Here is an 11,614-nt window from a genome sequence, read left to right on the forward strand (position 1 = left end):
GTGGATCTATGGAAAAGTTGCACCTACGAGATGCCTCTCGGATTGGTTAAACGGAGTTCTAGACAAACCCCATTTTTCCCGATCCGACAGGCATTCTCCGTTTAACCCGCCGCTACGACCTCAACCCGACCGGTGGATCGAGGCTAAGTCCCACCGCCACCCTCGCCGGCGTGGACCCACGCGGTAGGCGATAGCCTGAGGCTAGCGCCTGCCCACGATCGGACCGCACGGAACGAGGACTTCCCATGATCACACGCGTCGACGTCGATGAAGCTGCCGCCCGGATTGCGGGGAGGATCCGCCGCACACCCGTTTTCGAGGCGGATGCCGGGACGGTGCCCGGGCAATTGTGGTTCAAATGCGAGTTCATGCAGCACACGGGGACGTTCAAGGCGAGGGGCGCTTTCAACCGCGTGCTGGCAGCCCGGGAGCGCGGCGAGCTGAAGGACGATGTCGGAATCGTCGTCGCCTCTGGAGGCAACGCGGGGTTGGCGAATGCCTATGCCGCGGCGCAACTCGGGGTGCCGGCGACCGTTTTTGTCCCCGAGACCGCACCTGCAGTGAAGGTCAAGAAGCTCAAGGCCAGCGGAGCCACGGTGATCCAGCGCGGAACCGAGTACGCCGAAGCGTTTGAGGCCGCCCTCGACTACGCCGCGGAAACCGGTGCAGTCTACTGCCATGCTTACGACCAAGCCGAAATCGCCGCTGGCGCCGGCACCGTCGGCTCGGAGCTCCTGGAACAGCTGGGCGGGATAGACACCGTGGTGGTGGCCGTTGGAGGCGGTGGACTCATGGCGGGAATCGCGGCCGCCGTCGAAGGTCACGCCCTGGTTGTCGGCGTCGAACCGGACAACGCTCCCACACTCTATTCGGCCCTCGCTGCAGGGGCACCCGTTGACGTTGCCGTCTCCGGGATCGCCGCGGATTCCCTGGGGGCCCGGCAGATCGGCCGGATCGGTTTCGAGGTGGCCGTCCGCACGGGCGTCCGGACGGTCCTGGTGTCCGACGACGACATCGCCGCGGCACGCTCCCTGCTCTGGGAGCAGTACCGGATTGTCGTGGAACATGGCGCGGCCGCCGCTTTCGCGGCCGTGAACTCCGGAGCGTATGTTCCGGCCGAAGGGGAACGCGTGGCCGTGATCCTCTGTGGTGCTAATACCGACCCCGCAACGGTCTGAAGCGGCCTGCCGTGGCCCTGCCGCGAGCCCTTCACAGTTGCTAAGCTCTAGCCACAATGCCGGGGCACGCAAAACCGCTTCACGAACGGACAGTGGCATGACGCGATTAATCATCATGGGCCCTCCTGGCTCGGGCAAGGGTACCCAGGCTGAGCACATCGCCGGGCATTTCGGCATACCTGCCATTTCCACCGGAGACATCTTCCGCGCGCACGTCGGTGGCAAGACAGAACTCGGAGCCGAAGCCAGCAAGTACATGGACAGCGGTGAGTTCGTGCCGGATCACGTCACCAATGCCATGATCCGTCAGCGGCTTGGCAACGCCGACGTCCTGGCCGGATTCCTCCTGGACGGATATCCCCGCACGACGGCGCAGATCGAGGCATTGGACGGCATTCTGGCTGGCAAGCAGCAGCGGCTGGATGCCGTCGTCGAACTAGCGGTAGACGACGACGAGCTCGTCGCGCGGATGCTCCGCAGGGCGCAGGAGCAGGGCCGAAGCGATGACACAGCACCGGTGATCCGGCGTCGCCTGGAGCTTTACCGTAACGAGACACAGGCAGTGGTTGAACGATACTCCGAGCGCGGAATCGTGCTCGGCGTGGATGGTTCCGGCCAGCGGGAAGAGATCACGGCCAAGGCAATAGCCGCCATCGAATCAGCACTAGGAAAGGGACTGTGAACGGTCAACCGGCTACCGGCCAAAGAATCGAAGACTATGCAATGATCGGGGACCTGCACACCGCAGCCCTCGTCAGCACTGCGGGATCCATAGACTGGCTGTGCCTCCCGCGTTTCGATTCGCCTGCGTGCTTCGCCGCGCTCCTGGATTCCCCTCAAGCCGGGCGCTGGCTCTTGGCGCCAGAATCGGGGGGCATTTGCACGCGCCGCCAGTACCGGGACGGAACCCTCATCCTTGAAACGGAGTGGGAAACCAAAGAAGGGCACGTCCGGGTCATCGACTTCATGCCGCCGCGCGACGCCGTCGCGGACATCGTGCGCGTGGTTGAAGGGATTCGCGGGACGGTCAAGATGCGTGGGGAGCTGATCCTGAGGTTCGACTATGGGCACGTGGTGCCCTGGGTGCGCCGCGACAGGCACGGCCTCCGCGCGGTTGCCGGTCCGGACTCCGTCTACCTCAAGACCCCGGCGCCGTTGGTAGGCAAGGACTTCACCACAGTCAGCGAGTTCACTGTGAACGCCGGTGACCACGTCCCCTTCGTCCTGACCTGGGCGCCCAGCCACGAACGGCGGCCACGCTCTGTCGAGGCAGATATCGCGCTCGAGGACACCGCAGCATTCTGGACGGATTGGTCCAAGCGATCCACGGTCCGGGGGCCGTACCGGAAAGCCGTTCAGCGATCCTTGATCACGCTGAAGGCCCTCACCTATGCGCCTACCGGGGGCATTGTTGCCGCCGCCACCACCTCGCTCCCCGAACAGATCGGCGGTCCGCGGAACTGGGACTACCGCTATTGCTGGCTGCGTGATGCCACATTGACTCTTCAAGCATTCCTGGCCGCCGGCTATACCGAGGAGGCCAGCGCTTGGCGGGACTGGCTACTCCGCGCAGTGGCCGGCGACCCGGCTGATCTCCAGATCATGTACAGCTTGCATGGTCGCAGGCGATTGCCCGAGACGGAGCTGACGTGGCTTGCGGGATACCAGGGTTCGAAGCCGGTCCGAATCGGGAATGCGGCAGCGGAGCAGCTTCAGCTGGACGTGTGGGGAGAGGTCCTGGACTGCCTGTCCCTGACCCGGGCATCGCTGATGACCGTCGGCGATGAGTCCTGGGCTATCCAAACCGCCTTGATGCGCCACCTTGAGGGCACCTGGGACAAGCCCGACAACGGACTTTGGGAAGTACGCGGCCCGCGGCGCCACTTTGTGCACTCGAAAGTGATGGCCTGGGTTGCGGCTGACCGGATGGTCCGGGGAATCCGTGAATCCGGGATGCCCGGTCCGCTAGATCGCTGGGAGGCTTTGCGGGACACCATCCATGACGAAGTCATGACCCGCGGTTTCGACGCGGACCGCAATACCTTCGTCCAGTCCTACGGGAGCAGGGAGCTGGACGCGAGCCTTCTCCTCATCCCCAAGGTGGGCTTCCTGCCGCACGACGATCCGCGCGTGATCGGCACCATCGACGCCATCCAGCGTGAGCTGACGGAAGACGGCTTCGTGCTGCGCTACCGTCCGCAGGACAGCGACGACGGACTGCCGGGCGGGGAGGGCGTCTTCCTTGCGTGTTCCTTCTGGATGGTGGACGCACTCTTGGGGGCGGGGCGCCGTGCGGAGGCGACAGCCCTCTTCGAGAGGCTCCTGGCCCTGCGCAACGATGTGGGCCTGCTGAGCGAAGAATGGGACGCACATGCGGGCCGGCAACTTGGCAATACGCCCCAGGCCTTCAGCCATTTCGGCTTGGTGCTCAGCGCCTTGCAACTTCACCACGGCAAAGCGCACCACAGCAATGTCCCGATCGGCGGGGTCCCGACGTCGGGTTCGCCGTCAGGCTCCCCGTCAGGGGCGTCCTCGACGGCTTCAGGGGCGGCTCTGACCTGACGTTCCGGAGCGCTTGGGCCAACGGAAGATCCGGCCTGCCAAGGCCAGCCCCGCTCCGAGGTTGAGCATTGGCAGATAGGCCCGTGCCACCGCGGCCCCAACGGCGGGCAAGGAAGCGGCATCGGGGTAGAGCATGTAGAGCGGCTCATACCGGGGCCGGAATTTTGCTTTGAACGCCAGGAGGGACCTGAACCCGTACACCGGTTCCAAAGTCGCCCCCAACCAGTCGAGCAGGCGGTCGAGGTTGCCGGGAGGCCGGGATCGTGGCCTTGGGCGCGGCACCTCCGAAGGATCCTCTTCGACACGTGCCAGGGGCGCACCCGAAAGGCTCACGAATTCGCATCCTTCATCCTTGAGGCTGAGGGCCGCGGAAGCGATGAGGAATTCGATGCTGGCACGGAAGCCGCCGCTACGGCGGCGCATGAAATCGAGGGTCCAGCCAACAATGTGCCCGTTGCGGTAGACGGGCAACCAAGAGGTGACTGCGTGCACTGTGTGGCGCTTGTCGATAGCAAGCAGGCAGCGCACCTCGGGGTCGTCGAGTTCGTCCAGGCTGCCCAGGGTGAAGCCCATTTCGGGCATGTTCCTGTCTGCCACCCATTCTTCGGAGATTTCCTCGATCTGGACCTGCACCGAGAAAGAAGCCGAGGCGTAACTCGTCCATTCGTAGCGGATGCCCGCCTTCGAAGCATTGTTTAACGCCGTACGGATGTCCTGGAACTTCTTTCCCTTGAAGGAGACCGAATTCAATGGCAGGACTGTTTCCTGGGCTACCTGTGCGGAGCTCCATCCGGAGGAATCCGCGTGGTCGCGCAATTCCTGGGGTACGGAGTAGAAACACGGCGTCCACCCATTGCCCCTGCAATAACGGGCAAATTCTTCAAAGACGGCAGTCGTCTCGGATGTGGGTCCCACCGGGCCGCCCAGCGTAAGCGCAACCCCCGTGCTGACCCGGTAGGCGACAAAAGACTGCCCGGATGCGGAGAACCAGTACATGTTTCCCGGCCACGTGGTCATCCAGGACAGCGAGCTTCCCTCCCACGTCTTGATGACTTTTCGGGCACGCTCCGTACTGGCGTCGTGCCGGGTGTGAGCCTGGTGGAGGAACGTCCTGAAGATCATGACACCCGCGACCGCCCAAAAGACGACCCCGACGCCTTCGTACACGAGAACGGCGGCCGTGCCTTGGGGGAAGATCGCTGGCGGCACATCCAGGACGAAGCCCAGCGGAAGGAACCGGTCAGGGACATCTGCAAGTAGCTCCGGCAGCCCCGGAACAGGGGAGAAATCCCGCGCGAGGAAGAACCCGGCGCCGACATAGACGACACTGAGCACAGCCGCTATCCCAAGTACCCGGACTGCGAGGCGTCTGTAGGTCCCTTTCGGCGCCTGGACATGAAACAGTCCCCGGGTCGCGAGCAGAATGATGGTCAACGCAAGGGGCAGGAGCAGCGGCAGGGCCAGGGTGAACGGCTGCGAGGGAGCCGATCCTTCGATTGCGGCAATTCCCTCGCTCGCACCGGTATCCGAAGTGGTCGGCTGCAGGACTCCGGCGAGTGCAATTCCAGCCAGGACGGAAAGACCCACCTGGATCAATAGGGTCCCGACCCAAGCAAAGCGCCGTCCGCGGCGGAGGCCCTCCGCAAGCAGCAGCAGGAGGAAAGACGGAAGAATGGCCATGAAGATCCCGCCGGCGCCGGCGCGCAACTGCAGCTGCGCGACGGCACAGTCCTTCGCTTGCGCCGGATCCGAGCAGAGGCCCTGGAGCGTTTGGGGATCGACGGGCTGGATGTTGGTAAACAGGAAACGCAGGATGGACAACGGTCCTACCGCATGCGGGATCAGGCCGGCGACTACCGGACCGATCGCCGATACTGCGATGAGCAGCGAAAGGAGCACCCGGCCCTCGTGCCGGGAACTGACCGGACGCGCAAACCGTGGCCGACGGCCCATCAGCAACGGCCCGAGAACCGTACCCGCACCTGCGGCGCCGAGCCTGACCAGGTCCGCAAACCCTCCGCTGTACAGGGCGAGGAGGAGCAACAAGGCGAAGACGACGAGCCGGATCCGGCGCCTCCACAGGGTTGCCATGGACGCAGTTCCCGCCATGGCGGTACCGATGATGAACGCACTCGGACCCACGAAGAGATGGCTGCCTATCTCCGCAGTCCAGCTACCGAGCAATCCTTGGGCCAAGGCAAGGAATCCAAGGGCAACGCTAACGCCCAGAATCTGGCTGGAGACAGCAGCGATTGCGTACGCCCGCCGTCCCATTCGCCGTTCCAAAGGCACGCCCACCAGCAGCACCAAAGCAGTTTCCAGCACGTAGCCCGTCAGGTCCCTGGCCCAGACGGCGGAAGTCACGGCGGCCCACCAGTGATCAGGTACGGAGCGGGGCGTAAGTGCGAAATTGAGCCGCAATTGCGCGTCCGGTCCCGTGGCGAGACTGGAGGTCAGCGCTCCCAATCCCCAGAAAACGACGACAAAACCCAACGTGAGCTGCGCTGAGCGCAGTCTTCCCGTCCATGATCGCCGCGAACGGACATCGGGGACGGGGTGGGTTTCCGGCTCGTGCGCCGGTGCGTGCACGGGGTTCCTATCTGTGCGTCGGAAAGATGGGGGTGCGAAATGAAATTCTTCCACACCGGCCGTCCGACGAGGATAATACCCACGTCGCCGTGACCTTCCCCGTCCCGATCCAATAGACTCCGTCGTAGGCAGGCTGCCGGCTCGTTCCGTCACCGGTCTAGGAGCAATGCAAAGTTGCTTATACAACGCTTAAACGAACAGAAAGCAAGCCCGGGACAGGTCGATGCACAAATCTCGCATACTCCGCTCCGCTGCATCCGTGATCGCGGCCGGAGTGCTTTTGGCAGGCTGTTCACAGGCACCCGCTGAACCGAGCGAGTCATCCAGCGGCAGGCAAACAGTGGCACCCGTTGCGCCCTCAGGGAGTCCAGCGGCAGCGGGCCAAAGTCCCAAGAAACCTGATTCCGGGCCGGATCCGTCAAAGCTTCCGCTTGGGTCCTTGTACAAGAACCCGAGCAATAACCGGAACGAAATCATCCTCGCGGACGTCCGGCGCACGGCCGTCCTCATTGGGGACTCCCAGTCTGAGCCAATGGGCTCTTGGCCGCGGGAGGCTTTGGGCTCGCTTGGTTACAAGGTGTACTCCGTGGCCCGGGGCGGTACGGGATACGTGGCCGCGACGAGCAAGAGCGGCAACTACATCGATGCGCTGCAACGAGGAGACTGGGTCCTGCCTTATGGGACGCCGCCGCTGATCGTTGTCGAAGGTGGAGGCAACGATGCCGCCCATAACGCCAGCGATGAGCAGATCACGGCCAACGCCAACAGGCTCCTCGCCGCCCTCAAAAAGAGGTACCCACAGGCGAAGATCGTGATTATCGGAACTCTTGCCAGGGGTGCCAGCGCGGGCGGGGGGCGCCGCACCCAGGTTGACGCGCTGCTGGGCAATATTGCAGCCAAGGCCGGGGCTCCGTTCTTCAGCGTCGGAGACTGGATCAGCAGATATCAGGTCGCCGGGGACCTGGTGGACGGCGTGCACCTGAACGCTGCCGGGCATGCCAAGCTCGGCGATGTCCTGGCCGCGGACATGGCGGCGGCGGGCCTTCGCCTGCAGCCGGATCCGAGGAGTGCATCATGAGAATTGCGGTAACCGGAGGAACCGGAAAACCGGGCAAGCGTTGTCCGCAGGCTGAGAGCCGATGGCCATCGAACTCACGCGCACCACGCCAACCGAAGACTGAGCCCACCGAAGATTGAAGCTGGCAGAAGTTCGCGCGCCGGAGAACAATTGATTTATGGTCAGCTATTCAGCCCTTGAACAAGCGTCCAGCAAGAATCCGCATGATTGGGGCCGGGCGATGGCAACGGCGATGACGAAGCTCCTGGATGCGGCTCGCATTGACGGACGGCATTTTGAACACGAGTTCCTCTATGGCGAGGAACTGCGCATGAGGATCGACGAGAACAACGGCGGAGCCACGGTCAAGCTCACGTGGACTCCCGCGGACCAGGAGCCCGAACAGGAGAATTCTCCGGCCTGAGTGCTTCGCGTCGCCGGATTGGCCCGGGTGAGGGCCACGTTCTTGTAACCGTGGCTACCCAGATGCTGGTGTGGCGCTTGCGTCCACTGGTTACTCCGCACCCCCGTTGCTTCCGAGGAGGCTCCGGGTGAGGGTTTCGCTATCGGCCATGAGCTGGCCGACCGCGAAGCCCAAGTGCGAATCGCCGGGAGTCTCGCCCGCGAGTGCGGCCGCGACCACCGAGCGTCGGATCAGTTCCTTGGCGAACGACGCCGTGGTGCCGGCTGTGTGCGCTGCAGCGGTTTCGATCGCCGACGGGGAGAACAAGAGCCCGTGCGAATACAGCCGCAATAGTTGCACCCGTTCGTGCTTGGACGGAAGCGGGATTTCCACCGCCAGGTCGACGCGTCCGGGCCGCTGGGCGAGGGCCCGTTCCAACAGGTCAACGCGGTTGGTCGTCAGCACGAACGCGATATCGGCATCGTCGTCGAGCCCGTCCATCGCATCGAGCACCTCGAAGAGCAGCGGTTTGGGGCCGTGGCCGAAGCTGCGGTCTTCGGCGATCAGGTCGCAGTCCTCCAGCACGACGATGGACGGCGCCAAAGCCCGGGCGATCTTGGCTGCCTCGGCAATCCTGGCGAGCGAACCGCCGGAGAGGAGCACCGCCGTCGTACCCTCACTTTGGCTCAGCAGGTACCGGACGGTGTGTGTCTTGCCGGTCCCCGGCGGTCCGTAGAGAAGGAGGCCGCGCTTGAGATGCTGTCCGTGTGCAGCCAAGATGTCCGCCCGCCGGGCAATGCCCAGGGTGTGGCTCTCCACCTTGTCGAGGAGGCCATCCTGAAGGACCACATCACCGCTGGCGAGTTCAGGGCGCCTGATGAAGGTCACCCCGCTGATGCTCGGCCCGTAGTCGCTGACCGCGAGGGCAATGATCTGGCCTTTGAAAACGCTCTGGTGCTCCATGTCGCGCCGTACCTCGGCCAGGAGCTCGGAAGCTACATCAGGCTGCGTGGCCAGGACTTCAAGGGACGCGGATTGCCGGCCGCGGTCCATCCTGGCCCCGCGCTGGAGTACCGCTACGGGTGAGCCGGCGTATCTGAAGAGCCAGAGCCCCAAAGCCACGGCCTGGCGCTGTTGCTCCGGACCAGTGGCGAGGTTGGTGTAGTCCGCCTGGGCGAGGGGAAAACGCGGGTAGCTACTGGATTGCTGCAACATGTCGCTGAAGGACATGTGGTGGCGCTGATCGCCGCCGCCGATTCCTACCAGCCGCCAATCCGGGTCGCGGCCAGCCAGCCCTTCCATCACGATGTCCACGTCCACCAAGCGGTGGGGCGGGATCTCCTCCGTCACGACCGATAGTTCATGTGCGGGCACGCCGAGATGCCCGGTCAACGCCTGTAAAAGCTGCTCGCTGTCATTGGCGTGGTCCAATCCGGACTGGGCCAGCCGGGTCAGTGTTGCGAAGTCTTCGATGAATTTCCCCAATTTTTCATCCATGCACAGACCCTAGCAGGAGGGGTACCGACTCAGCAGAGCCCGTTCATGGTCGCGATGGCCACCTCCCTGAGCTGCTCGAACTCCGACTGGCCGGTGCCGTCCGTCGATTCAATGTGTTTGTCCGTGTCCGACGGATAGGCGAAGCTCATGGCTATCTGGCGGCTCCCGTCGCTCGTGGACAACGCGATGCTCGCAAACCAGGTGCTGCCGCCGTAGCCGTAGTAGAAGCCGTTCGTGCATTCGTCATTCCAACGCTGCAGCCCGAGTCCGTGGTTCTCCTGCCACAGGGTTTGCATGTCGCGGAGGGTGTTCGCCGTGAGTAGCCGGCCCTGCATGAGCGCAGCATAGAACGTGTTGATATCGCCCACCGTGGAGATGACTCCCTCGGCGGGGGAACCGACCAGGTACTCCGGCTGCGAGGCATTGATGCGCTCGCCGTCGATGAATTCATAGCTCTGGATCATGCCGCGCGCATCCCGGTCCGGCTCAGCAGACAGCGAGGTGTGGCTCATTCCGAGCGGCACAAAGATCTCTGACTTCAGGACATCTCCGATCGGCCGGCCGCGGAGTTTTTGTACGATCGCTGCCAAGGCGACGTAGTTGGCATCCGAGAAGCGGAACAGCTGGAAGTTGGCATGTGCCCACGGCACGGTCCCGGCCATCCGGAGATAGTCCTCGATGCTGAACCTCGTGTCGATGGCCTGTTTGGGCGGTATGGCCTTCAAGATGGCTTCCGGTGCGTCGGGCAGGCCGGAGCTGTGGTTCAACAGGGAGCGGATCGTGACGGGGCCGGGCGGGTGGACGAGCTGCTCGAATTCCGGGAAGTACTCCGTGACGGGGTCCTCAAGGCCCAGCTTTCCTTCCTGGACAAGCTTGAGCACCGAAACCGCCACCATTGACTGCGTGATGCCGCCGGCCTGGATCCGGTCGGTCACGGCTACCGGTTCGCCGGTCTCGACGTCTTGGCTGCCGTAGGCCCGGGACCATTCCCGACCCCGGACTTTGATCTGGACGACAACGGCCGGCGCGCCCCGGCTGAGCATTTCATGCGCGAAGAAATCCGCAACTGGGGATTCCGGAAGTGCTGTTTGCGAATCGGACGAAGAGGTACCGGCCGGGGGTTCACTTGCCAGAGGGTAGGTGCAAGCGCCTGACGCCAAGGTCAAAGCCAGGACGACGGCCACCCGGAATCCCGCCTGGAATACGCGGGATACGCGGGATACGCGTGAAGTGTGAGAGGCCCGCGCAGCCTCCATGGCTGCCTCCTGAAGCTACGCTGCCGGGCAACGGCTGGGCGCCCTTGCCCCCGTAGTTTCGATCGTCCTCTTCGGAAGCGAAGGGGTCAACGTTGACAACGCGGGTGCGGCCCAAACCCAACTAATCCCCACCGCCACCCTCGCCTCGCAAGCTCGGCCAGGGAACCCGGGCGGCGTGGCCCCACGCAGTTAACGTCGTTATGGGCGCTCATAACGACACCTACTGCGAGTCAGTTGGGGTGGCCCGAAGGCCTAGGTCAGCTTGATCTGCCGGTTCATGTCCTTGTACAGCAAGTAACGGAACTGGCCCGGCCCGCCGGCGTAGCAGGCCTGCGGGCAAAAGGCGCGGAGCCACATGAAGTCGCCGGCTTCCACTTCCACCCAGTCATTGTTCAGCAGGTACATGGCCTTGCCCTCAAGCACGTAGAGGCCGTGCTCCATGACGTGGGTCTCCGGAAACGGGATGACCCCGCCCGGCTGGAACGTCACAATGTTCACCTGCATGTCGTGGGCCAGGTCGCTGGAATCCGTGAAGCGGGTGGTCTTCCAGGCGCCGTCGGTGTCCGGCATCGCGGTGGGCTCCACCTCGGCATCACTCGTCACGAAGGACTTTGCCTCGTAACCCTCAAGCCGTTCGTAGGCCTTGCGGATCCATTGGAAGGAGACGATGTCGTCGGAGACGTTTTCCAGGCCCCAAGAGGCACCGGCGGCCAGATAGGCATAGCCGCCCTCCTCGAGCTCGTGCAGTTCGCCGTCAAGGGTCAGGTTGACCTTGCCCTTGGTGATGAAGACGACGCCTTCGACGCCTGCCTCGAACTCGGCCTTGGGAGCGCCGCCTCCCGGGCCGATCTCCACGATGAGCTGGGAGAACGTGGTGGCGAATCCGGAAATCGGGCGGGCCAGGATCCAGGAACGGGTGTTGGAGAAACCCGGCAGGGTGCTGGTCACGATGTCGGTCATGACACCCTTGGGGATCACGGTGTAGGCCTCGGTGACGATGGCCCGTTCCGTGGTGAGGTGGGTCTGCGGCGGCAGCCCGCCCTGGGGGTAGTAGTACTTTCCCATCATTGGA

At 63.9% G+C, this 11,614-nt stretch carries 9 protein-coding genes; 5 read left to right on the forward strand and 4 right to left on the reverse strand.

Annotation, left to right across the window (positions count from 1 at the left end; translation table 11 throughout):
- The first annotated feature begins 245 nt into the window (after positions 1 to 245).
- The 3 genes from AB4Z38_RS22705 (at position 246) to AB4Z38_RS22715 (ending at position 3,740) form a co-directional block, all read left to right on the forward strand.
- Positions 246 to 1,178 (forward strand): threonine/serine dehydratase, encoded by a 933-nt coding sequence (locus AB4Z38_RS22705; protein ID WP_441431795.1) that lies wholly within the window; start codon positions 246 to 248, stop codon positions 1,176 to 1,178.
- A gap of 97 nt (positions 1,179 to 1,275) precedes the next feature.
- Entirely contained in the window at positions 1,276 to 1,860 is a 585-nt protein-coding gene (locus AB4Z38_RS22710; RefSeq protein ID WP_441431796.1) for an adenylate kinase, read from the forward strand.
- A 41-nt stretch (positions 1,861 to 1,901) separates the two neighbouring features.
- Entirely contained in the window at positions 1,902 to 3,740 is a 1,839-nt protein-coding gene (locus tag AB4Z38_RS22715) for a glycoside hydrolase family 15 protein (RefSeq protein WP_441431818.1), read from the forward strand.
- Here AB4Z38_RS22715 and AB4Z38_RS22720 read toward each other — a convergent pair.
- Positions 3,720 to 6,329 carry a bifunctional lysylphosphatidylglycerol flippase/synthetase MprF gene (locus AB4Z38_RS22720; RefSeq protein ID WP_441431797.1) on the reverse strand — a complete coding sequence of 870 codons (2,610 nt, stop codon included), beginning with the start codon at positions 6,327 to 6,329 and terminating at the stop codon, positions 3,720 to 3,722. The genes AB4Z38_RS22715 and AB4Z38_RS22720 overlap by 21 nt on opposite strands.
- Positions 6,330 to 6,768: 439 nt before the next feature.
- Here AB4Z38_RS22720 and AB4Z38_RS22725 point away from each other — a divergent pair, with 439 nt between their 5' ends.
- On the forward strand, positions 6,769 to 7,407 hold the full coding sequence (locus AB4Z38_RS22725; protein WP_441431798.1) for an SGNH/GDSL hydrolase family protein: 639 nt from the start codon (positions 6,769 to 6,771) through the stop codon (positions 7,405 to 7,407).
- Between the two features lie 157 nt (positions 7,408 to 7,564).
- Positions 7,565 to 7,810, forward strand: a complete 246-nt coding sequence (locus AB4Z38_RS22730; RefSeq protein ID WP_441431799.1) for a hypothetical protein — start codon at positions 7,565 to 7,567, stop codon at positions 7,808 to 7,810.
- 90 nt (positions 7,811 to 7,900) lie between these two features.
- Here AB4Z38_RS22730 and AB4Z38_RS22735 read toward each other — a convergent pair whose 3' ends face one another.
- The 3 genes from AB4Z38_RS22735 to AB4Z38_RS22745 all read right to left on the reverse strand — a co-directional run bounded on the left by AB4Z38_RS22735 (position 7,901) and on the right by AB4Z38_RS22745 (position 11,607).
- Positions 7,901 to 9,286, reverse strand: coding sequence for an AAA family ATPase (locus AB4Z38_RS22735; protein ID WP_441431800.1), 1,386 nt, complete (start codon positions 9,284 to 9,286; stop codon positions 7,901 to 7,903).
- A gap of 29 nt (positions 9,287 to 9,315) precedes the next feature.
- The gene (locus tag AB4Z38_RS22740; protein WP_441431801.1) at positions 9,316 to 10,542 is read right to left on the reverse strand and encodes a serine hydrolase domain-containing protein; all 1,227 of its coding nucleotides are present in this window, start codon (positions 10,540 to 10,542) and stop codon (positions 9,316 to 9,318) included.
- A gap of 252 nt (positions 10,543 to 10,794) precedes the next feature.
- Positions 10,795 to 11,607, reverse strand: a complete 813-nt coding sequence (locus AB4Z38_RS22745; RefSeq protein WP_441431802.1) for a bifunctional allantoicase/(S)-ureidoglycine aminohydrolase — start codon at positions 11,605 to 11,607, stop codon at positions 10,795 to 10,797.
- Between the last annotated feature and the right edge of the window lie 7 nt (positions 11,608 to 11,614).

The organism is Arthrobacter sp. 2RAF6 (genome assembly GCF_052115205.1).
GTDB lineage: Bacteria > Actinomycetota > Actinomycetes > Actinomycetales > Micrococcaceae > Arthrobacter.

Coding starts and splice junctions, on each gene's coding strand:
- AB4Z38_RS22715 (WP_441431818.1), top strand. CDS start 1,902: ATGATCGGGGACCTGCACACCGCAGCCCTCGTCAGCACTGCGGGATCC.
- AB4Z38_RS22735 (WP_441431800.1), bottom strand. CDS start 9,286: ATGGATGAAAAATTGGGGAAATTCATCGAAGACTTCGCAACACTGACC.
- AB4Z38_RS22710 (WP_441431796.1), top strand. CDS start 1,276: ATGACGCGATTAATCATCATGGGCCCTCCTGGCTCGGGCAAGGGTACC.
- AB4Z38_RS22745 (WP_441431802.1), bottom strand. CDS start 11,607: ATGGGAAAGTACTACTACCCCCAGGGCGGGCTGCCGCCGCAGACCCAC.
- AB4Z38_RS22705 (WP_441431795.1), top strand. CDS start 246: ATGATCACACGCGTCGACGTCGATGAAGCTGCCGCCCGGATTGCGGGG.
- AB4Z38_RS22730 (WP_441431799.1), top strand. CDS start 7,565: ATGGTCAGCTATTCAGCCCTTGAACAAGCGTCCAGCAAGAATCCGCAT.
- AB4Z38_RS22740 (WP_441431801.1), bottom strand. CDS start 10,542: ATGGAGGCTGCGCGGGCCTCTCACACTTCACGCGTATCCCGCGTATCC.